This window comes from Streptomyces sp. NPDC058662 (assembly GCF_042716255.1).
Classification (GTDB): domain Bacteria; phylum Actinomycetota; class Actinomycetes; order Streptomycetales; family Streptomycetaceae; genus Streptomyces.
Genome location: NZ_JBHXRU010000011.1, coordinates 50,514 through 76,117, shown reverse-complemented (window position 1 = coordinate 76,117; position 25,604 = coordinate 50,514). Strand labels below are relative to the sequence as shown.

General features: G+C 74.5%; 23 protein-coding genes. 12 read left to right on the top strand and 11 right to left on the bottom strand.

Translation table 11 applies throughout. From position 1 onward, the window contains the following. Positions 1-72: 72 nt before the first annotated feature. The 4 genes from ACFWUQ_RS07060 to ACFWUQ_RS07045 all read left to right on the top strand — a co-directional run bounded on the left by ACFWUQ_RS07060 (position 73) and on the right by ACFWUQ_RS07045 (position 4,898). Positions 73-576: a DUF6643 family protein gene (locus ACFWUQ_RS07060; protein ID WP_384533967.1), complete on the top strand. Its 504-nt coding sequence runs from the start codon at positions 73-75 to the stop codon at positions 574-576. 54 nt (positions 577-630) lie between these two features. Beyond that, entirely contained in the window at positions 631-1,455 is an 825-nt protein-coding gene (locus ACFWUQ_RS07055) for an MOSC domain-containing protein (protein ID WP_384533964.1), read from the top strand. Between the two features lie 242 nt (positions 1,456-1,697). After that, on the top strand, positions 1,698-2,333 hold the full coding sequence (locus ACFWUQ_RS07050; RefSeq protein WP_384533962.1) for a hypothetical protein: 636 nt from the start codon (positions 1,698-1,700) through the stop codon (positions 2,331-2,333). A gap of 99 nt (positions 2,334-2,432) precedes the next feature. Beyond that, entirely contained in the window at positions 2,433-4,898 is a 2,466-nt protein-coding gene (locus ACFWUQ_RS07045) for a right-handed parallel beta-helix repeat-containing protein (protein WP_384533959.1), read from the top strand. Here ACFWUQ_RS07045 and ACFWUQ_RS07040 read toward each other — a convergent pair. Continuing rightward, a complete protein-coding gene (locus ACFWUQ_RS07040; RefSeq protein ID WP_384533956.1) occupies positions 4,831-7,215 on the bottom strand; it encodes a hypothetical protein in 2,385 nt (794 codons plus the stop codon). The two genes, ACFWUQ_RS07045 and ACFWUQ_RS07040, sit on opposite strands and share 68 nt — an antisense overlap. 188 nt (positions 7,216-7,403) lie before the next feature. Between ACFWUQ_RS07040 and ACFWUQ_RS07035 the strand changes: the two genes are divergently transcribed. After that, entirely contained in the window at positions 7,404-7,892 is a 489-nt protein-coding gene (locus tag ACFWUQ_RS07035) for an SRPBCC family protein (RefSeq protein WP_384533954.1), read from the top strand. 40 nt (positions 7,893-7,932) lie between these two features. Here ACFWUQ_RS07035 and ACFWUQ_RS07030 read toward each other — a convergent pair whose 3' ends face one another. After that, positions 7,933-9,078: a PLP-dependent cysteine synthase family protein gene (locus ACFWUQ_RS07030; RefSeq protein ID WP_384533952.1), complete on the bottom strand. Its 1,146-nt coding sequence runs from the start codon at positions 9,076-9,078 to the stop codon at positions 7,933-7,935. 200 nt (positions 9,079-9,278) lie between these two features. On the opposite strand from ACFWUQ_RS07030, the gene ACFWUQ_RS07025 reads away from it, so the two are divergent. Continuing rightward, positions 9,279-9,947 (top strand): ATP-binding protein, encoded by a 669-nt coding sequence (locus ACFWUQ_RS07025; protein WP_384533949.1) that lies wholly within the window; start codon positions 9,279-9,281, stop codon positions 9,945-9,947. 133 nt (positions 9,948-10,080) lie between these two features. Here ACFWUQ_RS07025 and ACFWUQ_RS07020 read toward each other — a convergent pair whose 3' ends face one another. After that, positions 10,081-11,346, bottom strand: a complete 1,266-nt coding sequence (locus ACFWUQ_RS07020) for an ROK family protein (RefSeq protein ID WP_384533946.1) — start codon at positions 11,344-11,346, stop codon at positions 10,081-10,083. Between the two features lie 184 nt (positions 11,347-11,530). Next, positions 11,531-12,199 carry an alpha-ketoglutarate-dependent dioxygenase AlkB family protein gene (locus ACFWUQ_RS07015; protein ID WP_384533945.1) on the bottom strand — a complete coding sequence of 223 codons (669 nt, stop codon included), beginning with the start codon at positions 12,197-12,199 and terminating at the stop codon, positions 11,531-11,533. A 302-nt stretch (positions 12,200-12,501) separates the two neighbouring features. Here ACFWUQ_RS07015 and ACFWUQ_RS07010 point away from each other — a divergent pair, with 302 nt between their 5' ends. After that, positions 12,502-12,753, top strand: a complete 252-nt coding sequence (locus tag ACFWUQ_RS07010; RefSeq protein ID WP_384533943.1) for a DUF6332 family protein — start codon at positions 12,502-12,504, stop codon at positions 12,751-12,753. 115 nt (positions 12,754-12,868) lie between these two features. After that, positions 12,869-13,369 (top strand): hypothetical protein, encoded by a 501-nt coding sequence (locus ACFWUQ_RS07005; protein WP_384533940.1) that lies wholly within the window; start codon positions 12,869-12,871, stop codon positions 13,367-13,369. A gap of 75 nt (positions 13,370-13,444) precedes the next feature. Here ACFWUQ_RS07005 and ACFWUQ_RS07000 read toward each other — a convergent pair whose 3' ends face one another. Next, positions 13,445-14,449, bottom strand: a complete 1,005-nt coding sequence (locus tag ACFWUQ_RS07000; protein WP_384533937.1) for a spherulation-specific family 4 protein — start codon at positions 14,447-14,449, stop codon at positions 13,445-13,447. Between the two features lie 159 nt (positions 14,450-14,608). Beyond that, on the bottom strand, positions 14,609-15,307 hold the full coding sequence (locus ACFWUQ_RS06995; RefSeq protein ID WP_384533934.1) for a TetR/AcrR family transcriptional regulator: 699 nt from the start codon (positions 15,305-15,307) through the stop codon (positions 14,609-14,611). 154 nt (positions 15,308-15,461) lie between these two features. On the opposite strand from ACFWUQ_RS06995, the gene ACFWUQ_RS06990 reads away from it, so the two are divergent. Then, positions 15,462-15,920, top strand: coding sequence for a nitroreductase/quinone reductase family protein (locus ACFWUQ_RS06990; RefSeq protein WP_384533932.1), 459 nt, complete (start codon positions 15,462-15,464; stop codon positions 15,918-15,920). A gap of 155 nt (positions 15,921-16,075) precedes the next feature. Here the strand turns inward: ACFWUQ_RS06990 and ACFWUQ_RS06985 are convergent, their stop codons facing one another. Both ACFWUQ_RS06985 and ACFWUQ_RS06980 read right to left on the bottom strand, forming a co-directional pair. Next, positions 16,076-16,498 (bottom strand): hypothetical protein, encoded by a 423-nt coding sequence (locus ACFWUQ_RS06985; RefSeq protein WP_384533929.1) that lies wholly within the window; start codon positions 16,496-16,498, stop codon positions 16,076-16,078. A 317-nt stretch (positions 16,499-16,815) separates the two neighbouring features. Then, positions 16,816-18,174, bottom strand: a complete 1,359-nt coding sequence (locus ACFWUQ_RS06980) for a geranylgeranyl reductase family protein (RefSeq protein WP_384534020.1) — start codon at positions 18,172-18,174, stop codon at positions 16,816-16,818. Positions 18,175-18,420: 246 nt separating this feature from the next. Between ACFWUQ_RS06980 and ACFWUQ_RS06975 the strand changes: the two genes are divergently transcribed. After that, on the top strand, positions 18,421-19,785 hold the full coding sequence (locus tag ACFWUQ_RS06975) for a dipeptidase (RefSeq protein WP_384533927.1): 1,365 nt from the start codon (positions 18,421-18,423) through the stop codon (positions 19,783-19,785). A gap of 177 nt (positions 19,786-19,962) precedes the next feature. Then, positions 19,963-20,685 carry an MBL fold metallo-hydrolase gene (locus ACFWUQ_RS06970; protein ID WP_384533925.1) on the top strand — a complete coding sequence of 241 codons (723 nt, stop codon included), beginning with the start codon at positions 19,963-19,965 and terminating at the stop codon, positions 20,683-20,685. 56 nt (positions 20,686-20,741) lie between these two features. On the opposite strand, the gene ACFWUQ_RS06965 is transcribed toward ACFWUQ_RS06970, so the two are convergent. Further along, positions 20,742-21,797 carry an NUDIX domain-containing protein gene (locus ACFWUQ_RS06965; RefSeq protein ID WP_384533923.1) on the bottom strand — a complete coding sequence of 352 codons (1,056 nt, stop codon included), beginning with the start codon at positions 21,795-21,797 and terminating at the stop codon, positions 20,742-20,744. 171 nt (positions 21,798-21,968) lie between these two features. On the opposite strand from ACFWUQ_RS06965, the gene ACFWUQ_RS06960 reads away from it, so the two are divergent. Then, positions 21,969-22,955 (top strand): LacI family DNA-binding transcriptional regulator, encoded by a 987-nt coding sequence (locus ACFWUQ_RS06960; RefSeq protein WP_384534018.1) that lies wholly within the window; start codon positions 21,969-21,971, stop codon positions 22,953-22,955. Between the two features lie 143 nt (positions 22,956-23,098). Here the strand turns inward: ACFWUQ_RS06960 and ACFWUQ_RS06955 are convergent, their stop codons facing one another. Both ACFWUQ_RS06955 and ACFWUQ_RS06950 read right to left on the bottom strand, forming a co-directional pair. Beyond that, entirely contained in the window at positions 23,099-24,397 is a 1,299-nt protein-coding gene (locus ACFWUQ_RS06955; protein ID WP_384533922.1) for a DUF6986 family protein, read from the bottom strand. A gap of 174 nt (positions 24,398-24,571) precedes the next feature. Then, positions 24,572-25,546, bottom strand: a complete 975-nt coding sequence (locus ACFWUQ_RS06950; RefSeq protein WP_384533919.1) for an electron transfer flavoprotein subunit alpha/FixB family protein — start codon at positions 25,544-25,546, stop codon at positions 24,572-24,574. Between the last annotated feature and the right edge of the window lie 58 nt (positions 25,547-25,604).

The following is a 25,604-nucleotide window of genomic DNA, read 5'->3' as shown; positions in this document are numbered from 1 at the left end:
AGAAGCAGGTCAGCGCGGTGTTCGGAGAACCTCGCTATGGACCCGGTGAAGTCGTGGGCTTAACTTAGGTCCATGACCTCCCCCCGCTCCACTTATGGCGGCGGTTACTACTCCGCGCCCTCCTTCCCGGACACCCCCATCTACGACTCCCTCGTCGCCGAACGCGGCACTCCGCAGATCGCCCCGATCCGCGTCCCGGCCGCCTACGACTCCCCGAGCGCCGGCTATTCGAGCGGGGGGTACCTGCCGGCCCTCCCGTCCGCGCTGCCCGCGCTGCCGCCCGCGGCGCCGCAGCAGACCTCCGGGTACGGGTACCCGTACCAGCAGCAGGCCGCGCCGCAGCCGATGCCGCTGCAGCACGCGCCCGCTCCGTACATCCCGCAGCAGCAGCCGGTGGCCGCCCGCGGCGGGTACGCGCAGCAGCCCTACCCGCAGCAGCCCCGTCCGGTCGCCGCGGGCACCGGCTACGAGGCCATGCGCCCGGCGGCGCCGCGGCCGATGCAGGCTCCCGCGCCGGTGCCGGCGGCCGCGTACGAGGACCCGTACGGGCGTCCGTACCAGGGGCGTGGTTACTGAGGGGGTCCGCCGCCCGTCCGGGGCGGTGACACGGGAGGCTGGCAGGATGCCCCCATGTCGAACTTGTACGTCCAGGCCCTCCACGTCCATCCGGTGAAGTCCCTCGGGGGGATCGCTCCCGACGAGGTGGCCGTGGAGCCCTGGGGTCTGGCGGGGGACCGGCGCTGGGCGCTGGTCGACGCCGAGGGAACGGTCATCACCCAACGGCGCCAACCGCGGCTGGCGTTGGCGGCGGCCCGGCCGGTGGACGGCGGGAGGATCACGGTGACGGCGCCGGGCATGGCGGAGCTGGTCGTGGAGGTGCCCGAGGCCGGTCCGCTGGAGTCGGTGGCGCTGTTCGGGAAGACATTCGACACGGTGGTGGCCGGCGCGGCCGCCGCCGAGTGGTTCGGCGCGTACCTCGGCATACCCGCGCGGCTGGTGCACCTGGACGACCCGGCCGTGCGCAGGCCGGTGGACCCCGAGTACGCGCTGCCGGGCGAGACGGTGAGCCTCGCCGACGGATATCCGCTGATGGCCACCACCCTCGCCTCGCTGGACGCGCTCAACGCGTGGATCGCCCGGGGCGACCACGCCGCGGAGGGGCCGCTGCCGATGGACCGGTTCCGTCCCAACGTGGTGGTGTCCGGGGCCGAGGCCTGGGCGGAGGACAACTGGCGGCGCGTCGCGATCGGCGACGCCGTGTTCCGGGGGGTGCGGGAGTGCGGCCGGTGCGTGGTCACCACGACCGACCAGGCGACGGCGGAGCGCGGCAAGGAGCCGCTGAAGACGCTGGCCGCGTACCGGCGGATCGGGAAGTCGCTGGCCTTCGGGCGGCAGCTGGTGCCGGTGCGGCTGGGCACGGTGCGGGTCGGCGACGAGGTCCGCGTCCTGGGCTGACGCGGCGGGGCAGCCCGGTCAGCCGTCCGGAATGACACCTTCGGGGGGCTCGCGGCCCGTGCTGGAACCAAGGGGCCCGGCCGGGCCGTTGGATCAGTCGGGACAGGTGGACACCCGCCGTGCGCGGCTTGGCTCCGGGTGGCGTTCGGGTGACACACGTCTCGCGCGTCCCGGAATGCGCGTCCCGGTGGCGTGCGCGAGGGTTGGACGCGCAGGCAGGCGCGAGCGGGGGGAGCCGGACCGTGCGGACGGCGATGGGTGTGTGGCGTTGGCGGCGCAATCCGCTGCGCCGGCGGAGCGATCTGGTCGAGGCGTGGGTGGCACTCGCCGCACTGGTGTGCGTGCTGGTGGTGGCTCCGTCCGTCGGCTGCGCCGCGGGCGTCCAGGTGGACGCCGCCCTGCAGGGGGCCGCGCGCGAGCAGCGGCAGGAGCGGCACCTCGTCCCGGCGGTGGTGCTCCGCAACGCGCCGGAACAGGCCGCGGCGGGGTCCGCGGACGCGTCAGGGGAGGCGTCCGGGGAGGCGTCCGCGCAGCGGACGGCCCCGCGGCGCACGCAGGTCGTGGCCGCGTGGACCGCGCCCGACGGCAGCGCGCACGAGGGCACGGTGCCGGCGGCGGAGGAACCGCCGCACCCCGGCGACCGGTTCCGGATATGGACCGACGCCCGGGGCCGCCTGGTGGGCCGGCCGCTCGACGCCTCCGCCGCCGTCTTCCACGCGACCGCGGCCGGCCTGGCCGCCGCCCTCGGCGTGGCCGCCCTGGCCGAGACGGTCCGGCGGCTGGTCGTACGGCGCCTCACGCATCAGCGGTACGCGCGCCTGGACCGCGCGTGGGCGGCGGCCGGGCCGGACTGGGGGCGGGCGGGCGCGGGCAGTTGACCTGGCAGCTCACCGGCGCCGCGCGCGCTACGGTGGAGCGGCCGGGGCAGACCGGTCGCATCAGCAGGACGAGTACGAGGGTGGGGGCACGACAGCACCATGGCTCAGGGCACGGTCCAGGTGACGCACGGCGGCGGGTCTTCGCGGTGGCGGCGCCGCTCAGGTGAGTATCCGACGCTGACCGCGGCGCTGGCCGTCGCGGGCGACGGCGACGTGCTGTCCATCTCCCCCGGCACCTACCGGGAGAACCTGGTGCTGCTCCACGCCGTCACCCTGCGCGGGCCCGAGGGCGGGCTGGGCTCGGTCCGGATCGCCCCGCCCGACGGGGTCGCGCTGACCGTGCGCGCCTCGGCGGTGGTCCAGGACCTCCATCTGGAGGGCCAGGACCGGGCGGCGCCCGCGCTGCTCGTCGAGGACGGCTCCCCCGAGCTCACGGACCTGCGGGTGAGTACCCGGTCAGCCGCCGGTATCGAGGTCCGCGGCGGGGCCCGGCCCCTGGTGCGGCGGTGCACGGTGGAGAACCCGACGGGCGTGGGCATCTCCGTGCTGGACGGCGGCGGCGGGGTGTTCGAGGAGTGCGAGGTGGTGGCCGCCGGCCAGAACGGGGTCTCCGTGCGCGGCGGCGGCCGTCCCCGGTTGGAGCGCTGCCGGATCCACCACGCCACGGGCGCCGGCATTGCGGTCACCGGTGACGGTTCCGGCCTGGAGGCACTGGGCTGCGAGGTGTACGAGATCAAGGGTGCGGGGGTGCAGATCGCCTCGCGCGCCACGGCCCGGCTCACGGACTGCTCCGTGCACCGCACCTCGGCCGACGGTGTCACCCTCGACACGGACGCGGTCCTCACCCTGGCCGGCTGCGACATCCACGACATCCCCGAGAACGCGGTGGATCTGCGGTCCCGCTCGGTGCTCACGCTCAGCCGCACCACGGTGCGCCGGTTCGGCCGCAACGGGCTGTCGGTGTGGGACCCGGGCACCCGGGTCGACGCGGAGTCCTGCGAGATCCACGACAGCACCGGCGACTACCCGGCCGTCTGGATCAGCGACGGGGCGACGGCCTCGCTGGACTCCTGCCGGGTGCACGACGTACCGGACGCGGTGTTCGTCCTGGACCGGGGTTCACGCGCCGACGTGGTCGACAGCGACCTGTCGCAGGTGCGCAACACGGCGGTCTCGGTCAGCGACGGCGCCACCGCCCAGCTGGACGACTGCCGGATCCGGGAAGCCTCCACCGGGGCCTGGTTCCGCGACCACGGCAGTGGCGGCACCCTCGCCAACTGCACCATCGACGCGGTGCAGACGGGTGTGATCGTCACCAAGGGCGCCGATCCGACCCTGGAGCGGTGCACGGTCACCTCTCCCGCCGAGGCCGGGTTCTACGTGTCGGCCGGCGGCCGGGGCACCTTCACCGCGTGCCGGGTCACGGACAGCGCGGGCTTCGGCTTCCACGTCCTCGACGGCTGCCGCACCACCTTGACGCGCTGCCGCACCGAGCGCTGCGCGCGCGGGGGCTACGAGTTCGCGGAGGACGGGCCGGTCGCCGAGGACTGCACGAGTGACGAGTCCGCCGGGCGGGCGACGGACCGCCCCGCCGCGGGCGGCGCGTTCGCCGGGGCGCGCGAGGGGGTCCTCACGGCGGCAGCGGTGGCGGGCCCCGCGGCGCGAGGGCCGGAAGTCCCCGTACCCCGGCCCGCGGACCGGCCGGACGGGGGCGCGGAGGAGGCCGCACGGGTTTCCGCCGAGGTGCTCGGCCAGCTCGACGCACTGGTCGGCCTGGACAGTGTGAAGCGTGAGGTGCGCGCGCTCACCGACATGATCGAGGTGGGCCGGCGGCGGCAGCTGGCGGGCCTCAAGGCCGCCTCCGTACGCCGCCACCTGGTCTTCACGGGCTCCCCCGGCACCGGCAAGACCACGGTCGCCCGGCTGTACGGGGAGATCCTGGCCTCCCTCGGCGTGCTGGAGCGCGGCCACCTGGTCGAGGTGTCCCGGGTGGATCTGGTCGGTGAGCACATCGGCTCGACCGCGATCCGTACGCAGGAGGCCTTCGAACGGGCGCGCGGCGGCGTGCTGTTCATCGACGAGGCGTACGCGCTGGCGCCGGAGGACTCGGGTCGGGACTTCGGGCGCGAGGCCATCGACACGCTGGTGAAGCTGATGGAGGACCACCGGGACGCGGTGGTGGTGATCGTCGCCGGGTACACGGCGGAGATGGACCGCTTCCTGACCGTCAATCCGGGGGTCGCCTCGCGGTTCTCCCGCACCATCACCTTCGGCGACTACGGCCCCCGGGAACTGCTGCGGATCGTGGAGCAGCAGGCGGAGGAGCACGAGTACCGGCTCGGCGAGGGCGCCCCCGAGGCACTCCTGGCGTACTTCACCGACCTGCCCAAGGGGCCTGCCTTCGGCAACGGCCGCACCGCCCGCCAGACCTTCGAGTCGATGGTCGAGCGGCACGCGGGGCGGGTGGCGCAGCTCTCGGAGCCGGACAAGGACGACCTCACCCTGTTGTTCCCGGCCGATCTTCCGCCGCTGCCGGCCCTGCCTGCCCTGCCTGCTCCGTGCTGAGCCGGGCGGCGGGTACGCCCGGACCGGCGGATGCCGCCAACCGGGCGAGCAGGGCGTCGCGTTCGGCGGCGAACACGGGGTCCGCCTGGTAGTCGGAGTGCCCGAGGATCGGCGCGGGCAGCGGGTGGCGGACCGTGCGCCCGTAGGCGAGCGGGTCGGCGAGCGGCCCCCGGTCCACCCCCGTGCCGGGCAGCACCGGGCCGCCGATGGGATCGGTGGCGCGCCACAGGTTGCGCCAGCAGTCGACCTCCCGGTGCAGGGCCGCGAGCGGGCCGCGGCCGAAGTACGCGGGGAACCAGCGCCCGTACAGGCGGCAGAGCGGGGACCCGTACGTGAGCAGGGCGACGCGGCCGCGGGCGTACGGCGGCAGCTGCCAGACGGCCGCCGCCGCGAGCACACTGCCCTGGGAGTGCCCGGAGATCACCAGCGGACCGCCGGTGCGGCCGGTCCAGGCGGCCATGCGCCAGGTCAGGTCGGGGACGGCGCGTTCGGCGTAGCAGGGCGGCGCGAAGGGGTGCGCGGCGCGCGGCCAGAAGGTGCCGACGTCCCACAGGATGCCGACGGTGCGGCGGGCGGCGGGGTCCCGGTAGGCGCGGCGCCCCCAGGCGACGAAGCCGGCGACACCGAGTCCGATCAGCCAGGAACCGGAGTCCTGGGCGGCGCGGGCGGCGGCCTCCAGGAGCGGCCCGCTGCCCCGGGCCGCCTCGCCCGGGACCCGCCCGGTGACGCGGGCGCCGGCGAGCGCGCCCGCGCCGAGCAGCAGGGTGATCCCGGAGACGGCGGCCACGAACCAGGGCGCGGAGTCGGTGAGCGCGGCCGCGGCCCGCGCGCCGGCGATCCGGCCGCTGCGGGCCGGGTCCGCCCGCTCCCCCGGGTACTCCGCGGCGACATCCCGCGCGATGCGGCGCCGGTCCCGGGCGCCGCGTACCGCGAACCAGGCGGCCAGCAGGGCGAGTACGAGCAGCAGCGGCGGCAGCACGGCGGCCTGCCAGGACAGCAGCACGGGCGGCCCGGGCAGCGGGGCGCCCGCCTCCCCGGGTGTGGCGGCGCCGTCGAGCCAGTCGGCGACCCGCTGGGCGACCCCGCCGGACATCACCCCGCCGAGGGCGCAGCCCAGCATGGCCACGGCGGGTCCGCCGAGGCCGCGCAGGGCGGCGGCCGGGTCGGGGGCGCGGTGGTGCAGGTGGGCGGCGGCGACGGCGAGGCCGAGCACGCACAGGCCCTGGCCGAGCATCAGCGCGCCGAAGGCGAAGTCCACGGGGAGCCGGCCGGCGGACGTCCAACCGGGGCGGGACCACGCGGCGTACAGCAGGATCGCGGCGAGGAGGACCAGGGCGGCGCCGGGCAGCAGGGTGACGGCGGCCCGGTCGAGCCGGTGGTCGGGCCGGGCCTCGGTGCGGCCCCGGCGGCAGACGACCCAGACCGCGGTCAGCGCGACGGCGAGGAGCAGGGATTGCGCGGCCCAGCCCAGGGCTTCGAGGACGGGGGTGCCGTCGCGGCGGTCGTGGGCGGCGGTGGGCGCGGCGACGGCCCAGGCCACGGTGAGCAGTCCGGCGGCGGTGTGCGCGGCGCGCAGCCGGGCCACGAGCCGGCGGCCGTACCAGAACCCGGGTCGGGCGAGCGGGGGCTGCCCGTCGGGGCCGGGGTCCGGGCCGGGGGCGGCCGGGCGGGGGTGCTCGGCGGCGGGGGGCGGCTGGGACTCGTAGGCGTTCCAGGTGCGGTTCGACAGGAGCCAGAGCAGGCCGGTGAGGGCGGCGGGGACGAGCGCGGCGAGGGCCAGCCGGCGCCCCGGCTGGGCCCACCAGCCGCCACCCGGCGCGAGGAAGCCGAGCCAGGAACGGGACGCGGCGCAGCTAACGGATCCCGCGCACTGCCAGGCGACGAGGTCGAGCGCCACCTCGCAGGCGGCCGCTACCAGGAGCACGGTCAGGCTGAGCGCGAGGACGCGTACGAGCACGCCGTACCCGCGGACCGCCCGCGACGCGGGGTCGCGGGCGGGGGCCGCCGGGCGGGCCCAGTGGGCGAGGTTGACCACCATGAAGGGGAGGAGCAGCAGCCACAGCGCGCGGGCGCCGTTGCCGGAGGTCAGTCGGGACCAGCAGTAGGCCTCGGGGACGGGACGGCCCGCGTACCGGCCGGGGTGTGCTTCGGCGTCTGCGTCCTCGGTACGGCGGAACACGGCGGCGGTGGAGTCCCCCGTGACCCGTACGGTGCGCGGATCGCCGAGCAGTTCACCGGGAGGGGCCCCGGCGACACCGTGGACGAGGAGTTCGAGGGCGAGTGGCGGGGCGGGTGGGGCGGGTGGGGTGTCGGGCACGACGGCCTCCGCTCACTGCGCGCGGGATCGCTCGCACCAGCATCCCGCGCGCGGCGGCTCCTGCCCAGGCCTCCGGTCCCGCCGTCCCGGGAGCGGGTCGGCCCGGGGGGCGGACATCCGACGGGGGACGGCCTAGGGTGCGGTGCACGCACGGGAGCGTCCGTCACCACATCCCAGGGGGTACGTTCATGGCTCGTCGACTCCGCCCGGTCGGGCTGGACTTCATCGAGGGCGCGCCGGTCCGCCTGAGGTTCGGCACCGAGGTGTCGGCGGCGCCCGAGGAGGTGTACCGGGCCCTGGCCGAGGAAGTCGCCGACTGGCCGCGGTGGTTCCGGGCCGTCTCCTCGGCCCGCCCGACGCACGGCGGCACGGGACGGGAGATCGGGCTCGTCGGCGGCGTCCGCTTCCAGGAGACCGTCATGGCGGCGGAGCCGGAGCGGCGCTACGCGTACCGGGTCGACGAGACGAACGCCCCGGGCCTGCGCGCCCTGCTGGAGGAATGGCGCCTGGCACCGGCGGGCTCCGGCACCCGCATCCGCTGGACCTTCGCGGCCGACGGCCCCGCCCCGCTGCGGCTGGCCCTCGCCGCGGCCCGGCCGGGTCTGGGGCACTCCTTCCGGACGGCGGTCCGCGCCCTGGACACCCGCCTCACGGCCCGCCGCGACGCCGGCCGGTAGCGGCCCCGCGCCCGGCCGGGGCGCCGCGGCGCGACTTCGCTCACACGGCGGGTTCGCGCCACGTGCCGGTGGCCAGCAGGGTGGTGACCGTCTCCAGGTACGGGGCGACGTCGAGGCCCTGGGCCGCCAGCCACGCGTCGGAGTAGTACTTGTCCAGGTAGCGGTCGCCCGGGTCGCACAGCAGGGTGACGACGCTGCCGGTGCGGCCCTCGGCCACCATCTCCGCGATGATCTTCAGCGCGCTCCACAGGCCGGTGCCGGTGGAGCCGCCGGCCTTGCGCCCTATGGCCGTCTCCAGCGCCCGGCACGCGGCGATGCTTGCCGCGTCCGGGACCTTCATCATGCGGTCGATCGCGCCGGGGACGAAGCTCGGTTCCATCCGGGGCCGTCCGATGCCCTCGATGCGCGAGCCGCAGTCGCTGCCCGCGTCCGGGTCGTTGTTCGTCCAGCCGTCGAAGAAGCAGGAGTTCTCCGGGTCCGGGACGCAGACGCGGGTGTCGTGCTGCATGTAGTGCACGTAGCGCGCGATGGTCGCGGAGGTGCCGCCGGTGCCGGCGGTGGCCACGATCCAGGCGGGCTCGGGGTACCGCTCCAGGCGCAGCTGCTGGTAGATCGATTCCGCGATGTTGTTGTTGCCGCGCCAGTCGGTGGCGCGTTCCGCGTAGGTGAACTGGTCCATGTAGTGCCCGCCCGTGCGGGCGGCCAACTCGGCGGACTCCTCGTACATCTTCATCGGGTCGTCGACGAAGTGGCATTTGCCGCCGTGGAATTCGATGAGCCGGCACTTCTCCGGGCTGGTCGTGCGCGGCATGACGGCGATGAAGGGGACGCCGATGAGCTTGGCGAAGTACGCCTCGGAGACGGCCGTCGAGCCGGACGAGGCCTCGATGACGGGACGGCCGGGGCGGATCCACCCGTTGCAGAGGGCGTACAGGAAGAGCGAGCGCGCGAGGCGGTGCTTGAGCGAGCCCGTCGGGTGGGTGGACTCGTCCTTGAGGTAGAGGTCGATGCCCCAGGACTCCGGGAGCGGGAAGCGCAGCAGGTGGGTGTCCGCCGAGCGGTTGGCGTCCGCCTGGACCTTGCGGACGGCTTCCTTGAGCCAGGCACGGTACTCCGCGTCACTGCGGTCGACGTCGATGGTCGTGACCGTCGGACCCGTGGTTCCGGTGGTGCCGCTGGTACTCATGCGCCGTACTCCTTCGTGCGTGTATCTCGACCCCCTGCTTTCGCAATGTACCTCCCTCACCTGCACAAACAGTCACTTTGGGTTTCCATGCGGATCGCTTTCGCTCGCCTTCGGTTGCACACCGGCACACCGTGGGTGACTCTGGTGGAGCATTACCGAGGGTGCAGCACCCGTAACACTGATGTCGGGGAGTCGCAGCCGTGATCAGTCATTCCCGCAGGCACTGCGTCGTCGAACTGCAGGCCCTGCCTTCGCGGATCGGTCAGGTCCGCCGCATCGTCGCCGCGCAATTGCGCCACTGGCAACTCGACCCGCTCATCGACCGGGCCGCGCTGGGAGTGACGGAACTGCTCAGCAATGTCCACCGCCATGCTCAGCCCGACAAGACCTGCACGGTCGAGATCGAGCTCCGCCTAGGCCGTGTCACCGTCTCGGTGATCGACAGTGATCCCCGCCTTCCGGTACTCCGGGAGACCGGGGCCCACGTGTCCCGCACGCCGGAGGCCCTGGAGACCTGCGGACGCGGGCTCGCGCTCGTCGCTGCGGTCAGCGAGGCCTGGGGCGCGAGACAGTACGACGACCGTCCGGGCAAGGTGGTGTGGTTCTCACTGACGACCGCGCACGCCCTGTCCGCGCCTCCTCCTCCGGTCCGGATCGAGGTCGAGCCCGCCCAGGAACCCCTGCGGCCCGTGCTGATCAGCATGGACGCGGGCGCCGTGGGCACGGGCGGCGACACCGGCACCGGCACCGGCCCGGAGATCGACATCGAGATCGACATCGGCGTCGCCGGTCCGCCGGTCGTGATGCCCGCCGGCACCAGGTCGGGGACCGGCGGGGCCGAAACCGCGGCCGGGTCCCGGACGGGGTAGCGGCCGCGGGGTCCGGGGCGCCGGGGCTTTCGGTCCCGGAGCCTCGGTCCCGGCCGGGCTCCCGGATCCCGGGACCGGAATCCCTGATCCCTCTGTCCGTCGGCGCGGGACCCGGTGTCCCGGATGCCCGGTCCTACACGGCCGCCGTGCCGAGAGCCCCCAGCGGGTCGTCGAGGACCGGCTGCCACGCCAGCTCCGCCGCGCCCACCAGGCTGTTGTGGTCGAGGGTGCAGGGCAGGATCGGTACGCCCCCGCTGCGCCCCCACAGACTGCGGTCCGCGACGACCGCGCGCAGCCGCTCCGGGTCGGCGTGGAGCAGTTCGCGGTGCAGGCCGCCCAGGATGATCCGGTCCGGGTTCAGGATGTTCACCAGGCCCGCGAGGCCCAGCCCCAGCCGGTCGATGAGCTCCTCCGTCGCCGCCCGTACCGCGGGCGCCGCGTACTCCTCGCGCAGCAGGTCGCGGGCCTGCTGGAGCAGCGACACCTCGGGGCCCGGCGTACGGCCCGCCGCGGTCAGGAAGGCCAGCGGGTCGGCCTCGACGTCGAGGCAGCCGCGGCCGCCGCAGTGGCAGGCCCGTCCCTCCGGATTCACCGTGAGGTGGCCGACCTCCAGGGCGAGTCCCGAACTTCCGCTGTGCAGGCGCCCGTCCAGCACGAGCGCGCCGCCGACCCCCCGGTGACCGGTGGCCACGCACAGCAGGTGCTGCGCGCTGCGCCCGGCGCCGTGCCGGTGCTCGGCCAGCGCCGCGAGGTTGACGTCGTTGCCGGTCAGGGCGGGGCCGTCGATCCCGGCCGCCTTGACGCGCTCGGCGAAGATGGCCCGTACGGGAGAACCTGCGGGCCAGGCCAGGTGCAGCGGGTTCAGTGCCGTTCCCTCCGGCTCCGCGACCGCCGAGGGCACCGCGAGCCCCGCGCCCACGCAGCGGCGCCCGCTCTCCGCGAGCAGCTCGGCGCCCGCGTCGACGACCGCGCCGAGCACCTGCGCCGGGTCGGCGGAGACGGTGACCTTGCCGGGGGCGGTGGCCACGATCCGGCCGCCGAGGCCGACCAGCGCCGCACGGAAACCGTCCGAGTGGACCTGCGCGGCCAGCGCCACGGGGCCGTTCTCGTCAACGGCGAGCCGGTGCGAGGGCCGGCCCTGCGTGCCGCCCGCGCCGCCGGGGCTGGAGTCGACGCGGATCAGGCCGAGCGCCTCCAGTTCGGCGGCGACCGCGCCCGCCGTGGCGCGGGTGACCCCGAGCTCGGCCGTGAGCACGGCCCGGGTCGGCGCCCTGCCGGTGTGGACCAGCTCCAACGCCGGTCCGAGCGCACCGCGGCCCCGCTCCAGCTTCGTCCGTGCGGACGCGGTGGACACAGCGGTCGCATCCCCGACCCGCGGCGGGGCCCCGTTGCCGTTCATGACAGCGATCCTCGCACGGCGGATGCCCGGGTCACGCCGTGAGCCGGCCGTCTCCCGCGGACGGTGCCGGGCCCGCGGTGCCGGGCACAGCCGCGTGCGGCGGTGCCGGGGCGCCGGAGTACGTCCCGTGCACAGGCGCCTCCGCCCTCCCGGGCACCGGGCACGCCGTCGGACGGCGCGGGCCTCACCGGCCCGGTCCGGAGGAGACGTCCTGGTCGAGCCCGCCGACCCGCAGGGTGATGTTCAGCCGGCCGGTCAGCCCGAGTGCGGTCGGGCCGGTGCCCGGCCACACCTTCGGCACCCCGTGGTAGGCCAGTCGGCTCTCTCCTCCGAAGACGAACAGGTCCCCGCTGCGCAGCTCCACGTCCCGGTACGGACGTCCGCGCGAGCCGGTGTTGCCGAAACGGAAGAGGCAGGAGTCGCCCAGGCTCAGCGAGACGACGGGGGCCGGGGACCTCTCCTCGGCGTCGCGGTGCATGCCCATCCGGGAGTCGCCGTCGTAGAAGTTGATCAGCGCGATGTCGTACACGACCTCGCGTGCCAGGGGCTCCCCGTACGCGGCGGCCACCGCCTCCCGCCCCAGCTCCGCGAGCCACGCCGGCATCGGCTTGACCGGCGCCCCGTCGCCGTCCACGGCGGTGCGGGCGTACGCGTACGGGTACCAGTGCAGCCCGAGGCACACCTGCCGGGCGGTCATCGTCCCGCCGCCGGGGGTCCGTACGGTGCGCAGGCCGGCCGGCGGGCGCGCCCACGCGCGGCACGCGGCCAGCAGCTCCTCCTGCCGCGCGGGGCCGAGCCAGTCGGGCAGGTGCACGGCCCCGGGAGCCACCACGGTCCGCTCGCGCGGAAACAACTCGAACGGCTCCCCGCCCGGTCCCGTCGGCCCGGCGTCCCTCCCCGCGCCGCCCGCCGGCCCTGAGTCCTTACCCGCGCCGCCCACCGGCCCGGTGTCCTTACCCGCGCCGCCCGTCGGCCCGGGGTCCCTCCCCGGGCCGCCCACCGGCCCGCTGTCCTTACCCGCGCCGCCCGCCGGCCCTGAGTCCTGCCCCGCGCCGCCCATCGCCGCCTCCGCCCGCCCTCGCGTCCAGCCCCCGTCCCTCCAGTGTCGCCCGCGGCGTCCTTGTGGCGGCTCGCGCATGCCGCGACACTGCACGTATGGAACGACGTACACAGACGGACCGGGACGCGATCACCGTGGAGATCGGCTACGCCTTCGTCAGCGCATGTTGCGCGGCCGCCCTCGTGTTCGGCGCCGTGTACGGCCCGGCGCTGCTGTTCGCGCTCCCCCACCAGGTGGACGCCGCCCTCCTGGTGACAGGCGGTGTCACGGCGGCGGTCGCCTTCGCCCTTCAGGCCACCCGGGTCCTGTGGCGCTTCACCGGCCTCTCGGAGAACGACGGCGGCTAGCGCGGCACAACGAGCGGTACCGCCCCCGCGACCGGGGCGGGCCGCCGACCCCTCCGAGGCCCAGGCGTTCGAGCGTTCAGTAGGCTCGGCCGACTCATTCATCAGGGGGAAGCCGATGTTCTGTTCCAGTGTGCGGAGCACAGCCGTACTCGTGGTCGCCCTGGGGGCGTTCACCGTCTCCTGCGGCTCCGGCTCGGCCGTGCCCGCCGGCGGGGAGGCCGGCGCATCCTCCGTGTCGACCCGTCCGGCCGCGTCCGGCTCCGCGTCGCCCCTCGCCCCCGCATCGGCTGCGCCCTCCCCCTCCGAGCCGGTGTCGAAGGTCCGGGACGCCTTCGCCGGGCTCCAGGCCACGCTGGACGATTCGTGCACCCCGGGGAACTGCGCCTACTTTCTCGGACGGGTGTATGACGAACTGCACCGGTTGGACAGGGCCATGAAAGCCGACCCGAAGGGGGCCGGTCACTTCCCCGAGCCGATCGCCCTCATCGCGAAGCTCGACAAGGACCTGGGGGATGACCGGTCCTTCGAGAACTTGAAAAAGCACCAGGCCACGCTGCTCGGGACCCGCGACAAGATCAACACGTGGATGCAGGGACACCCGGACGACTACCGCTGACCTCCACGGACACCCGGCACCACTCCGCCCGCCGCTGCCCACGGCGGGGCCGCCGGCGGGGCCGCGGCATCGGCTCTACCGGTCGCGGCCGAGGCCGGCGGCGTACTCGGTCTGCGCGCGGTACTTCCACGTCGGGCCAGCGTTCCACGGGTTGGGCATGGCCGCGCTGGTCGCGTACGCGTACCCGGCGCCCCGGTCGAAGGCGGTGCTGAGCACGGCGCCCATCGCTTCCGCGTGCGGCACCTCGTGGACCAGGTGCCAGAACGCCGTCCCGCTCGGGTCGAGTTCGGTGCCGGGCCGGTAGCCGGTCGCGTGGTCGAAGACGTTGCCGCCGAGCCAGCCGCCGCCGGTGTACGAGGCGTACGTGTCCTCGTACGTGACGAAGACGTCCGCGGTGCGGCGGCCCGGCTCCAGGTAGCAGTCGGCGATGGCCGTGCCGGGGTTGTTGACGACCAGGTCCTCGGCCTCGGGGTCGATGGCGTGCACGGCCTCCTGGACGTACCGGCGCAGCTCCGCGTAGTAGTCGCGGACGGCGTTCCCCGGGCCGCACTCCCGGCTGACCACGTCGAAGAAGATGCCGTCCACGTGGAGCCGGCCGGCGGCGCGGCCGCCGGGCCTGAGGTAGTTGTCGACGGACGCCTTGACCTCGTCGACAGGGCGGTTGCCGTGGTCGGTGTGCACGTAGCCCAGCACCTTGGTCTTCTCGCCGGTGGCCGTGGCGGCGGCCCGCAGGGCGGCGGCCCGGGCTCGCCAGGGGGCGTCGAACGGGGCGTCGCCGTTCCCGGGGTTCAGCACCACCACGGAGGCGGCCGGGCGGGTGGCCGTGAGGTCGCTCAGCATCCGGTCGTCGGCCCAGGCGTAGGCGGGGACGGCGATCTCCAGGCCCCGCTCGCCCGGTATCCGCGGTCTGGGGGGTGCCGGAGCGGGCTCGGCGGGGTCCTGGACGGGCGAGGCGCGCTGCGAGGCCGTCGGCCCCCGGCCCGTACCGCTCGCCGAGGCGGTCACGGCGGGCGCCGGGGCGGCGAGCAGGGCGGTGAGCAGTACGGCGTACAGGGCGTTCACGGCGCGGGCTCGGGCCATGGCTGTTCCTCCGGCGGCGGCGGGGGTGGCGGACCCGAGGAACAGTAGACGGGCACGGCCCTCGGCGAGGCCGCAACCGAAGGCTTCAAGAGGAGGAACAGACAATCGACTTGTCGCCTTGTCGCAGGAATCCGCGGACGGCTCCTTCGCCGGGCCGGATCACGCGGACGTCAGGCCGACCCCGTGCGCCAGTTGGCCCGCCGCGTGCGAGAAGAAGGCCGTGCGGTCCTCCACCACCCGGTTGAACTGCCCGAACACCTCGAAGGAGACGAGCCCGACCAGCTGCGCCCACGCGGCGACCAGGGCCGCACTGGTCTCCGGGGGCAGCCCCTGGGCGAAGTCGGCGGTCATCCGGGCGGCTTCGGGGCGCAGGGCGGCCGGGAGCGGCGGCAGGGCGAGGCCTCGGCCCTCGTAGGCCGCGCGCAGGATGCCGATGAGGGTGTCGGCGACGCGGGAGGCGGGGGCGATGGTGTCCGCCGGGGCGCTGTAGCCGGGGACGGGGGAACCGTAGATGAGGGCGTACTCGTGCGGGTGCTCCAGGGCCCACGCGCGGACGGTCTCGCAGACGGCGAGCCAGCGGGCGCGGGGCGGGGAGCCGGCGGTGCGGGCGCGGAGGTCGGCTTCCTCGGCGGCGGCGCCGATGCTGTCGTAGGCGTCGACGATGAGCGCGGTGAGCAGCTCGTCGCGGCTGGGGAAGTAGCGGTAGAGGGCGGAGGAGACCATGCCCAGCTCGCGGGCCACGGCGCGGAGTGAGAGCTTGGCCGCGCCGTCGGCCGCGAGGGCGCGGCGCGCCTCGTCCTTGATGGCGGCGGTGACCTCGATGCGGGCCCGCTCCCTGGCCCCTCGCACGGTGTTCATGCGCCTCAGTGTGCCACGGTTCAGAGCACTGCCCAAAAACAAGATCGGTGCTCACTTCCGAGAGCAGTGCTCTTGTTTCGAAGCGCCGATCCGTACACACTGTTCTCAAGCGAGAGCAGTGCTCTCTCAGTGTCGATCAGCACCGGAGGGCCTCATGAACGCACCGACTCCCTACTACGTCCGGGTCGGCCCCTTCGCCGCCCGGTTCAACGCACTCCTCGGCAAGCTGGCCCGACTGGGCATCAGCCTCGCCGGCAGCGCCGAGATGTCGGTCCGCGGCCGCACGTCCGGCGCGATGCAGCGGATCCCGGTCAACCCGCACACCCATGAAGGCGCCCAGTACCTGGTCTCGGCCCGCGGCCACTCCCAGTGGGTCCGCAACATGCGGGTGGCGGGCGGCGGCGAACTGCGCGTGGGCCGCAAGGTGCGCACCTTCACCGCGACCGAGGTCACCGACCCCGCGCTGCAGGCCGCCGTACTGCGCACCTACCTGAAGAAGTGGGGCTGGGAGGTCAACCAGTTCTTCCAGGGCGTCGACGCCGACTCCTCCGAGGAACGGCTCCGGGCGGCCGCCGCCGACCACCCGGTCTTCCGGATCACGGTCTCGGGCTGACCCCCGTCCCGCCCGAGGTCGACCGCGGACCCGTGCGGCCCGCGTGGCACCTCGCCCTGCGGTTCCGGTCCGTCCGGCGGGCGCACCGGCCCGATCCGCCGCCCCTCAGCCGACGACGACGGCGGCGGCGGCGAACGTTGGCGGGAGCCGGACGATCACGTGGCCGGGTGTTCGACCGTGGCACCGACCGAGGCGTGACGAAGGCGGGCGGCGAGGAACTCCATCTCCACGAGAGTGCCGAGGAGACCGGTGTCCGCGAGCCGGTTCGCCATCTCACGCGCCTGGGCCAGGGTCAGCCGGTGTACGGAACGGAGTACCTTCATCGCCGGGACCGGGCTCGTCCCGCACCCGGTGAGGCGCAGTCGCGCCGGGCCGTGGGCAGCCAGGAGAGCGTCACGGATCCACTCCGGGGTGACCGGCCCGTCGTCTTCCGCGCACGAGTAGCTCGGGCAGGCGCGGCAGGTTTCCTCGATGCCCCACCTGAGCCGTCCGTGGTCGATGAACTGGCCGATGTCGCGGACCGTGGGGCCGCCGCACGCTCCACACCGACCCGCGGCCTCCACTCCTTGCGTGATCACGGCGTGAATCCTCGCCGAGTTCTCCACGCGTGTCGACCGCCTCGATGGCGAGGGTGCGCCCGTGCGCTGACCGGTGCGGCCGGCCGTGCAGCCGCCACGCCGCAGGCCGCCACGCCGCCGGCGTCCCGCCGCGCGCATGCGCGCCCGTGCGACCGGTGTCCGCCGCGGCTGCCCCCTCCCTCTCCCTCCGAAGGAGGAGGGGGCAGCCGGTCACGAGCGGCGTCACCTGCGGCAGACCGCCGGCCGCCGAACCGGCCGGGCAGCCGCCTGCGGCCCCGGCCCGTCAGGAGTCCGGGTCGCCCCGGACCTCACACCGCTTACGAATCGGAGGCGTCGCGCGGGGCCTCCGCCGGCGGCACGGACCGTCCGCGGCCACCCCGGTCACGGGCCTGGTCGCCGCCCTGGTCACCGGCCTGGTCGCTGCCCTGATCACCGCCCTGGTCGCCGCCCCGGCCACCGCGTCCCTCACGGCTCGCCCGCCTGGCGTCCACCGCGTGCAGCGCCTTGCGGGCCAGCGGGTACGTACGGATGAGCTCGGCCAGGGTCGTCGAGCCGCGCGTGATCCTGGCGAAGGCCCGCCACGCCGGGCGGAGCCCGGTGATCGTCGCGTGCAGCAGGCCCGGCCGCGCCTCGAAGAGGGCCAGCATCCGCTTGCCGACCTCCATCTCCACACCCAGCCCGGCCTTCACCGCGAAGGCGTAGTTCAGGGCCTGGCGGCGCGCGTCCACCGCGTCCTGCGCCTCGGCGATCTTCACCGCCCACTCCCCCGCCAGCCGGCCCGACCGCAGCGCGAACGAGATGCCCTCGCGGGTCCACGGCTCCAGCAGCCCGGCCGCGTCCCCCGCCACCAGCACCCGGCCGCGCGACAGCGGCGAATCCGCCGTGCGGCAACGGGTCAGGTGCCCGGAGGAGACGGCCGGCTCGAAACCGGCGAGCCCGAGCCGCGCGATGAAGTCGTCCAGGTAGCGCTTGGTCGCCGCGCCCTCGCCCTTCGCCGAGATGACCCCGACGGTGAGGGTGTCGCCCTTCGGGAAGACCCAGCCGTAACTGCCGGGCAGCGGGCCCCAGTCGATCAGCACCCGCCCCTTCCAGTCCTCCGCGACCGTCGCCGGTACCGGGATCTCCGCCTCCAGGCCGAGGTCCACCTGGTCCATCTCCACCCCGACATGCGCACCGATGCGGCTCGCGCTGCCGTCCGCGCCGACCACGGCGCGGGCCAGGACCGTCTCGCCGTCCGCCAGCACCACGGCGACGGTACGCCGGTCGGGCACGGCCGCCCCGTGCTGCTCGACGCGGGTCACGGCGGTGCCCGTACGGACGGTCGCACCGGCCTTCTCGGCCTCCGCGACCAGGCCGGCGTCGAACTCGGGCCGGTTGACGAGCCCGAACAGCATCTGCTTCGAGCGCCGCGTCCGCGTCAGCCTCCCGTCCAGCGAGAAGGTGACCGCGTGGACGCGGTCCTGGAGGGGCAGGGTGAAACCGGGCGGCAGGGCGTCCCGGGACGGCCCGATGATGCCGCCGCCGCAGGTCTTGTACCGGGGCAGCTGGGCCTTCTCCAGCAGCAGCACCCGGCGCCCCGCCGTCGCCGCCGCGTGCGCGGCCGAGGCGCCGGCCGGTCCGGCCCCGACCACGACGACGTCCCACACCTCGCCCACTTCGCCGCTCTCCCCGCCCACCTCGTCGTCCGCACTCTGCGCGGCCGGTCCTTCGCTTGCGTCGCGTACGTCGTCGTCGCTGCTCACGTGTGCTGCTGCTCCTGATCGCCCGGTTGCTCCGATGCCGGGGAAATCCTACGGCGAGTCTTCCCCTCGTCCCGCTGTGCGAGGATCGGGGAGTCTTTCGTCGTACCCGGTATACGCACACCACGCGGATGCGGGCGGGCGTACAGGTACAACAACGTCGCACCCAAAAGGAGCGTGCCCATGTCCCAGAATCCCATCGCCGAGACCATCGCCTCGCTGATGCCCCGTGCCAAGCGGGAGCTGACCGAGCTGGTGGCCTTCCAGTCGGTGGCGGACTGGGCGCAGTTCCCCAAGAGCGAGAGCGAGGGCGCCGCGAACTGGGTGGCCGACGCCCTGCGCGCCGAGGGCTTCCAGGACGTGGCACTGCTCGACACCCCTGACGGCACCCAGTCGGTGTACGGATTCCTGCCCGGACCCGAGGGCGCGCCGACCGTACTGCTCTACGCGCACTACGACGTGCAGCCGCCGCTGGACGACGCCGCGTGGATCTCCCCCGCCTTCGAGCTGACCGAGCGCGACGGCCGCTGGTACGGGCGCGGTTCGGCCGACTGCAAGGGCGGGTTCATCATGCACCTGCTGGCGCTGCGCGCGTTGAAGGCCAACGGCGGGGTGCCGGTGAGTGTGAAGGTGATCGTCGAGGGTTCCGAGGAGCAGGGCACCGGCGGTCTCCAGCAGTACGCCGAGGCCCACCCGGAGCTGCTCGCCGCCGACACCGTCGTGATCGGTGACGCGGGCAACTTCCGCCTGGGCCTGCCCACGGTGACGGCCACGCTGCGCGGGATGACCCTGCTGAAGGTGAGGGTCGAGACGCTGGGCGGCAACCTGCACTCCGGCATGTTCGGCGGCGCCGCCCCCGACGCGCTGGCCGCCCTGATCCGGCTCCTGGACTCGCTGCGCGCGGCGGACGGCTCGACGACGGTGGACGGGCTCGCCTCGGACGCGGTGTGGGAGGGCCTGCAGTACCCGGAGGCCGACTTCCGTGCCGACGCGAAGGTGCTGGACGGCGTGGAGCTGATCGGCGAGGGCACGATCGCGGACCGGCTGTGGGCCCGTCCCGCGGTGACGGTGCTCGGGATCGACTGCCCGCCGGTGGTCGGGGCGACGCCATCGGTGCACGCCGGCGCCGGGGCGCTGATCAGCCTGCGTGTGCCGCCGGGCGTGGACACCGCCCAGGCCATCAAGCTGCTGGAGGAGCACCTCGTGGCCCACACGCCCTGGAAGGCGCGGCTGGAGCTCGAAGTCGTCGGCCAGGGCCAGCCGTTCCAGGCGGACACGGGCAGCCCGGCGTACGCGTCGATGGCGGAGGCCATGCGGGTGGCCTATCCCGGCCAGGAGATGCAGATCAGCGGTATGGGCGGGTCCATCCCCCTGTGCAACACGCTGACGTCGCTGTACCCCGACGCGGAGATGCTGCTGATCGGTCTGAGCGAGCCGGAGGCGCAGATCCACGCGGTCAACGAGAGTGTGTCGCCGCAGGAGTTGGAGCGCCTGTCGGTGGCCGAGGCCCTCTTCCTCGTCAACTACGCGGAGTCCAAGCGCGGCTGACGGCTCCCCGGGGCGGACCGCACGCCGTGCGCGTCGGCGCGCGGCGGACCGCTCCGGGGCATGCTCCGCCCCGGGGTGCGTACGGTCCGCCCCGGGGCACGTCCGCTTCGGGCGTACTTCCTTCGCTGCCGGTGAATACCGGTGCCCGGCAGGCGACCGGCGGCCTACGTTCGCCGTATGGATGTCGTGGAAGTGCTACCGGACCGGCTCCACATGCTCCGCTTCCCGATCGGGCAGGCGTACCTCTGGCGTGACGGCGCGGCGCTCACTCTGGTCGACGCGGGCAACAGCGAGTCCGCTCCCCGGATAGAGGCGGCGATCCGGTCCCTCGGGCTGCGGCCCGAACGGCTGGAGCGGATCGTCCTCACGCACTGCCACGGGGACCACACCGGCGCGGCCGGGGAACTGGCAGCGCGCTGGGGCGCCCGGGTGCTGGCCCACCGCCTGGACGCGCCCGTGGTCCGCGGCGAGGTGCCCGTGCCCGAGCCGGTCCTGCTGGACTGGGAGCTCCCCCTTTACGCGCACGCCCTGACCGTCCCCGCGGCCCCGCCCACCCGGGTCGACCAGGAGCTGGAGGACGGTGACGCGCTGGACTTCGGGGACGGGGCGTACGTCGTCCACGCGCCCGGCCACACCGACGGCAGCATCGGCGTCCACCTGCCGCGGCACGGTGTGCTGTTCACGGGTGACTGCGTCGCCGCCGTGGGGCCGCTGATGCTGGGCGTCTTCAACGTGGACCGGGCACGGGCGATCGAGTCCTTCCGCCGGCTGGCGGCGCTCACTCCCTCGACGGCCTGCTTCGGGCACGGCGACCCCCTGACGACGGACACGGCCGCCGCGCTGGCCACGGCCGCGGCGGAGGCCGGGACCGAAGCGGGGGCGGGCGCCCCGGCCGGCTGAGGCGCCCGCCTCCCCCGGCCCCCGTCCCGCGTTCCGCCGGCCCCCCCCCCGGCCGGTCAGCCGACGGGAGCGCCCGCCTCCAGGTACAGCGGCCGGCCGCGCTCCCGGGCCCGCAGGGCCCCGCGCAGCCGCTCGTACCGGTGCCGCGGCAGCAGGTCGGCGGCCTCGTCCTCGGTGACGAAGCGCCACGCGCGCAGCTCGGGGCCGGGCAGCCGGAGCCGGGCCGCCGCCGCGTCCGAGAGGCGGCCGCCGTCGAAGAGCAGGCGCAGCCCGCCGTAGCCGGGCGGTTGCGGCGGCTCCCAGTCGATCACGAGCAGGTCCGGCGTCCTGTCCAGGACGAGCCCGAGCTCCTCGGCGACCTCCCGGACCCCCGCCCGCGCCGGGGCCTCTCCCGCCTCGACGACCCCGCCCGGGAACTCCCAGCCCGCCTTGTACGTCGGATCCACCAGGAGCACCCGGTCCCGCTCGTCGAAGAGCAGCACCCCGGCCGCCACCGTCTCCCGCGTCGGCTCCGGGGTCTGCACGATGTCGCAGACCGGCGCGGTCTCCGTGCGGACGGCCTCGGCGATCCGCTCGGCGGTCTCCCGCGGGGTCAGCACGCCGTTGTCGATGACGTGCGCGTCCGCACTGAGCCAGCCGAGCGCCTGCCGGTAGGCGGGAAGGTGCTCGTACGCCCACTGGCGGGCCCGCAGGTCCGCCTCCGGCGGGGCGCCCGGCTCCTCCCGGGTCGCGATCCGCTCCCGCAGGATCGTTTCAGCCGGAGCGAGCAGCACGTGCCGTACAGCGATCCGCCGCGCCGCCAGACCGCCGAAGACCTCGTCCCGGTACTCCTGCCTGAGCAGCGTCATCGGCACGACGAGCACCCCGCCCAGCTCCCCGAGCAGGGCCGCCGCGGTGTCCACCACCAGCCGCCGCCAGCTCGGCAGGTCCTGGTGGTCGGAGACCTCCGCCAGCCGTTTCGCCGGCAGCAGCACGCGCAGGGCGTCCGCGATGAGCTCCGGGTCGAACAGGGTGCCGTCCGGCAGGATCCCGGCCAGTTCGCGGGCGGTGCTGGTCTTCCCGGCACCGAATGCGCCGTTGATCCAGACAATCACGTCTACCCCTCTCCGCATGGCTCGTCCGGAGCCCCCAGTGGACTGCCCGCCCCACCCTGCCACGGAAACCTCACTATCGGCCGAGTGCTTATCCTCAAGGTCAGAGCCCTGCCCGCCACCTCCGGAGGTTTTCCCGCCGTGCCCCACAACCGCCATTCGTCCCAGCTTCGTTACGGCAGCAGGCCGACCATGAAGGACGTGGCGTCCCGGGCCGGCGTGGGACTGAAGACGGTGTCCCGGGTCGTCAACGGCGAGGCGGGGGTCACCCCTGACACCGAGAGGCGGGTCCAAGAGGCCATCGACGCCCTCGGTTTCCGCCGCAATGACAGCGCGCGCGTCCTGCGCAAGGGCCGTACCGCCACCGTGGGCCTGGTCCTGGAGGACCTCGCCGACCCCTTCTACGGTCCCGTGAACCGGGCGGTGGAAGAGGTGGCCAGGGCGCACGGAGCCCTGCTCATCAACGGTTCCAGTGCCCAGGACCCCGAAAGGGAGCGCGAGTTGGCCCTCGCGCTGTGCGCCCGCCGGGTGGACGGACTGATCGTGATCCCGGCCGGGGAGGACCACCGTTACCTGGAGCCGGAGATCCGGGCAGGGGTGGCCACGGTGTTCGTGGACCGGCCGGCGGGCCGGATCGAGGCGGACGTCGTACTGTCGGACAACTTCGGCGGCGCCCGGGACGGCGTGGCCCACCTGATCGCCGCGGGCCACCGCCGGATCGGCTTCATCGGGGACCACCCGCACATCCACACGGCGACGGAGCGGCTGCGCGGCTACCGCGCCGCGATGGCGGAGGCGGGGCTTCCGGTGGCCGGATCCTGGCTGTCCCTCGGCTCCACGGCCCCGGAACCGGTGACGGCGGCGGCCCGCCGGATGCTGGCCGGCCCCGAACCGGTCACCGCCGTCTTCGCCGGCAACAACCGGGTGACGGTCACGGTGGTACGCGTGCTCGCCGACCGGCAGCGTCCCGTGGCCCTGGTCGGCTTCGACGACTTCGAGCTGGCCGACCTGCTGCGCCCGGGCGTCACGGTCGTCGCCCAGGACGCCGCCGCCCTCGGCCGGGTGGCCACCGACCGCCTCTTCCAGCGCCTGGGGGGTGCCGATCTCGCACCGGAGCGCATCGAGCTCCCGACCCGCCTGATCCCCCGCGGCTCGGGCGAACTCCCCCCGACCGACTGACCTTTCACCGAACCAGCCCGCGCAGCCCGGGCACGGCCGCGGGCTGCGGGTGCGGGTACTGCGCTGCTGGTTGGTGCCGCCGGTGGGGGTGCGTACGGCCCGGGGTGGGTGAACGCGGGCCGGGCCGTGCGTGCCGGTCGGGGTCAGGCGCTCGCCGTCAGTGTCGCCGAGCGGCGCGGGATGGCGAAGGCGTCCAGCTCGGCGCGGGTCAGGCCGGTCAGGGCGGCGACCTCCTCGGCGCCGACCGCCCCGCAGTCGAGGCCGCGGACCAGGTAGCCGGCCAGGGCCTTGGCCGTGGCCGGCTCGTCCATGACATCGCCCTCGATCTTGGCGACGTACGCCTTCAGGCGCGCGGCGGCGGTGGCGAGGCCCTCGCGGTAGAAGGTGAAGACGGCCGCGTAGCGGGTCGGCAGGTGCGCCGGGTGCATGTCCCAGCCCTGGTAGTACGCCCGGGCCAGCGCGCGGCGGGTGAGGCCGTAGTGCAGCTTCCAGGCCTGGTGCACGTGCTCGGTGGTGCCGATCGGCAGGACGTTGGTCGATCCGTCGGACACGCGCACACCGGTGCCGGCGGCGGCGACCTGCATGATCGCCTTGGCGTGGTCGGCGGCCGGGTGGTCGCTCGACTGGTACGCGGCGGAGACGCCGACGCAGGCGCTGTAGTCGAACGTGCCGTAGTGCAGGCCGGTGGCGCGGCCCTTGGAGGCCTCGATCATCCGGGCGACGGTGGCGGTGCCGTCGGAGGCCACGATGGACTGGCTGGTCTCGATCTGGATCTCGAAGCCGATCCGGCCGGGGCGCAGGCCGCGGGCCGCCTCGAAGGCCTCCAGCAGCGCGACGAAGGCGCTGACCTGCTCGGCGTAGGTGACCTTGGGCAGGGTCAGGACGAGGCCCTCGGGGAGGCCGCCGTGCTCCAGCAGGCCGGAGAGGAAGATGTCGGTGGTGCGGATGCCGCGGTCGCGGACGTTGGACTCCATGCACTTCATGCGGATGCCCATGTACGGGGCGTTCGTGCCGTTGGAGAAGGCCTCGGAGACGAGTCGCGCGGCGCGGGCCGCGGCCTGGTCCTCCTCCTCGTCGGAGCGGACGCCGAAGCCGTCCTCGAAGTCGACGCGCAGGTCCTCGACGGGCTCGCTCAGCAGCTTGGCGCGGACGCGGTCGTAGACCGGTACGGCCAGCTCGTCGGAGATGCCGAGTACCGCGGCGAACGTGGCGGCGTCCGGGGCGTGCTCGTCCAGGGCGGCGAGGGCCTGGTCGCCCCAGGAGCGGATGGTGTCCGCGGCGAAGACGTCGCCGGGTACGTAGACGGTGTGGATGGGCTGGCGGGTGCCGGGGTCGCCCGGGTAGTGCCGCGCGAGCTCCGCGTCCACCGGGGCGAGGGAGGCGCTGATGCCCTCGCTGACCGCGTCGGCGAGGCTCGTCGCCACCTTCTCCTGCTGACCCATCGTGCACTCTCCTCTTTTCCGCTTCACGGAAGGTTAGATCCGCATGGCAGAATTTAGTCATGCGGTTCCGCTCCGTCAATGGTCACCCGGTCGCCGTGGACAAACGACTCGGGGCCGCGCGGTGAGAATCACCACACGGCCCCGAAGAGGCGAAGCTGGGAAGAGAAGCGCAGGTCAGCCCTTGCGGGACTGGATCTCCTCGGTGAGCTGCGGGACGACTGCGAACAGGTCGCCGACCACGCCGTAGTCGACGAGGTCGAAGATCGGGGCCTCGGCGTCCTTGTTGATGGCGACGATGGTCTTCGAGGTCTGCATGCCGGCCCGGTGCTGGATCGCGCCCGAGATGCCCGAGGCGATGTACAGCTGCGGGGAGACCGACTTGCCGGTCTGGCCGACCTGGTTGGAGTGCGGGTACCAGCCGGCGTCCACAGCGGCGCGGGAGGCGCCGACGGCCGCGCCGAGGGAGTCCGCGAGCGACTCGATCACGTGGAAGTTCTCGGCGCCGTTGACGCCGCGGCCGCCGGAGACCACGATCGCGGCCTCGGTCAGCTCGGGGCGGCCGGTGGACTCGCGCGGGGTGCGGCCGGTGACCTTGGTGCCGGTGGCCAGCGCGCCGAAGGTGACGGCGAGCGCCTCGACCGCGCCGGCGGCCGGAGCGGCCTCGACGGGGGCCGAGTTCGGCTTCACGGTGATGACGGGGGTGCCCTTGGAGACGCGGGACTTGGTGGTGAACGACGCGGCGAAGGCGGCCTGCGTGGCGACCGGGCCCTCGTCACCCGCCTCCAGGTCGACGGCGTCGGTGATGATGCCGGAGCCGATACGGACGGCCAGGCGGGCCGCGATCTCCTTGCCCTCGGCGGAGGACGGGACGAGCACGGCGGCCAGGGAGCCCGCGGCGGACGCGGCCTCGTAGGCGGCCTGGAGCGCGTCCACCTTGGGTACGACGAGGTACTCGGTGAACTCGGGGGCGTCGGCGGTGAGGACCTTGACCGCCCCGTGCTCGGCGAGCACCGCGGCGGTGGCGGCGGCACCGGCGCCCAGGGCGACGGCGACGGGCTCGCCGAGGCGGCGGGCCAGCGTCAGCAGCTCAAGGGTGGGCTTGCGGACGGCGCCGTCCACGTGGTCGACGTAGACGAGAACTTCAGCCATGGGACTGCTCTCCTGCGATTGCGAAGTGTCTGGGGGCTATGGAGGGTCGACCGGGGTT

Excerpts from the sequence above, each read along its gene's own strand:
- ACFWUQ_RS07060 (WP_384533967.1), top strand. The coding sequence starts at position 73 with ATGACCTCCCCCCGCTCCACTTATGGCGGCGGTTACTACTCCGCGCCC.
- ACFWUQ_RS07055 (WP_384533964.1), top strand. The coding sequence starts at position 631 with ATGTCGAACTTGTACGTCCAGGCCCTCCACGTCCATCCGGTGAAGTCC.
- ACFWUQ_RS07045 (WP_384533959.1), top strand. The coding sequence starts at position 2,433 with ATGGCTCAGGGCACGGTCCAGGTGACGCACGGCGGCGGGTCTTCGCGG.
- ACFWUQ_RS07035 (WP_384533954.1), top strand. The coding sequence starts at position 7,404 with ATGGCTCGTCGACTCCGCCCGGTCGGGCTGGACTTCATCGAGGGCGCG.
- ACFWUQ_RS07030 (WP_384533952.1), bottom strand. The coding sequence starts at position 9,078 with ATGAGTACCAGCGGCACCACCGGAACCACGGGTCCGACGGTCACGACC.
- ACFWUQ_RS07020 (WP_384533946.1), bottom strand. The coding sequence starts at position 11,346 with ATGAACGGCAACGGGGCCCCGCCGCGGGTCGGGGATGCGACCGCTGTG.
- ACFWUQ_RS07010 (WP_384533943.1), top strand. The coding sequence starts at position 12,502 with ATGGAACGACGTACACAGACGGACCGGGACGCGATCACCGTGGAGATC.
- ACFWUQ_RS07005 (WP_384533940.1), top strand. The coding sequence starts at position 12,869 with ATGTTCTGTTCCAGTGTGCGGAGCACAGCCGTACTCGTGGTCGCCCTG.
- ACFWUQ_RS07000 (WP_384533937.1), bottom strand. The coding sequence starts at position 14,449 with ATGGCCCGAGCCCGCGCCGTGAACGCCCTGTACGCCGTACTGCTCACC.
- ACFWUQ_RS06995 (WP_384533934.1), bottom strand. The coding sequence starts at position 15,307 with ATGAACACCGTGCGAGGGGCCAGGGAGCGGGCCCGCATCGAGGTCACC.
- ACFWUQ_RS06990 (WP_384533932.1), top strand. The coding sequence starts at position 15,462 with ATGAACGCACCGACTCCCTACTACGTCCGGGTCGGCCCCTTCGCCGCC.
- ACFWUQ_RS06975 (WP_384533927.1), top strand. The coding sequence starts at position 18,421 with ATGTCCCAGAATCCCATCGCCGAGACCATCGCCTCGCTGATGCCCCGT.
- ACFWUQ_RS06970 (WP_384533925.1), top strand. The coding sequence starts at position 19,963 with ATGGATGTCGTGGAAGTGCTACCGGACCGGCTCCACATGCTCCGCTTC.
- ACFWUQ_RS06965 (WP_384533923.1), bottom strand. The coding sequence starts at position 21,797 with ATGCGGAGAGGGGTAGACGTGATTGTCTGGATCAACGGCGCATTCGGT.
- ACFWUQ_RS06960 (WP_384534018.1), top strand. The coding sequence starts at position 21,969 with ATGAAGGACGTGGCGTCCCGGGCCGGCGTGGGACTGAAGACGGTGTCC.
- ACFWUQ_RS06955 (WP_384533922.1), bottom strand. The coding sequence starts at position 24,397 with ATGGGTCAGCAGGAGAAGGTGGCGACGAGCCTCGCCGACGCGGTCAGC.
- ACFWUQ_RS06950 (WP_384533919.1), bottom strand. The coding sequence starts at position 25,546 with ATGGCTGAAGTTCTCGTCTACGTCGACCACGTGGACGGCGCCGTCCGC.